This is a genomic window from Sulfuricurvum sp. RIFOXYD12_FULL_44_77 (assembly GCF_001830725.1).
Lineage (GTDB): Bacteria > Campylobacterota > Campylobacteria > Campylobacterales > Sulfurimonadaceae > Sulfuricurvum > Sulfuricurvum kujiense_A.
This window is the reverse complement of the sequence record NZ_MIBU01000218.1, coordinates 1-1053: the sequence shown is the minus strand read 5'-3', so window position 1 is coordinate 1053 and position 1053 is coordinate 1. Positions and strand designations below refer to the sequence as shown.

Sequence of the window (1053 nt, the reverse complement as noted above, 5' to 3'; positions counted from 1 at the left end):
AATAAACTGATTAAAAATTAACCAAAAATTTGTTTTTCTTATCGCTATTTTACACTATTATTTTTAAAGACAAAAAAGTCCTAATAAGGAATATCCTATGAACGGAAAATTATATTTAATCGGTTGCGGACCCGGCGATGCCGATCTCCTCACCTTGAAAGCTCTTAAAACCATCGAAAAATTGGATGTCGCACTCATCGATCATCTCCTCACCCAAGAGATCATCGACCTCATCCCACCACATACCAAAGTGGTATTCGTCGGAAAAGAGAAAGGAAAGCACAGCTTCCCCCAAGGTGAGATCAATGCGATGATCACCGAATACGCATTGCAAGGCTACACCGTCGGACGACTCAAATGCGGTGACCCCTACATCTTCGGGCGTGGAACCGAAGAGGCGATTTATGCTTCGCAAGAGGGTATTGATACCGAAGTGATCCCGGGAATTTCATCCGCCCTTTCCGGCCCCCTCTCCGCCGGAATCGCCCCGACCGCGCGCGGTGTCAGTACGGGTGTATCGGTCGTATCGGCACACCTCTCAGGAGATCGTGTCAATCTCTCATGGATTCCTATGTTAAATGTCGAAGATCACACCACGGTAGTCCTCATGGGTCTTAGCCGAACCCAACAAATCGTGAAAGAGGCATTGGATCAAGGTGTAGATGCCGCATTGCCCGTCGCGATTATCTCCAATGCTACCACAGCACACCAGAGCTCTATTATTACGACATTAGGTGAACTCATCACAGCTTCCAAAGGAGCTCCGAAACCTGCCATTTTGGTTTTCGGAAATGTCGTCAATTTAGCGCAAGTTCTCCCAACATATCGTTACGAACCCAAGGAGAATCGTTATGACATCGTTACAGCAAGCTAATGCCGAGCGAAGTGTCAAACGGCACAAAACCGAATCGATCAAGGATGCTTTTAGTGCACGTGAAGCATGGGAACGACTAATCGGATATTCCAAAACAGGGTATGCGTCGATCACCGACGAAGATAAAGATTTCGTCCTCAAAAGCTTCGGTGTATTTGATCGCCCTGCTACCCCTGAAC

1 protein-coding gene and 1 pseudogene are annotated in these 1053 nt (G+C 46.9%); both read left to right on the top strand.

From position 1 onward, the window contains the following. The first annotated feature begins 97 nt into the window (after positions 1 to 97). Complete coding sequence (cobA, locus tag A2517_RS07885; RefSeq protein ID WP_294895820.1) at positions 98 to 874, top strand: uroporphyrinogen-III C-methyltransferase; 777 nt, start codon at positions 98 to 100, stop codon at positions 872 to 874. Beyond that, positions 852 to 1053 (top strand): annotated as a pseudogene (locus tag A2517_RS07880) (ferredoxin--nitrite reductase); the annotation flags it as partial. The gene cobA and the pseudogene A2517_RS07880, both read left to right, overlap by 23 nt.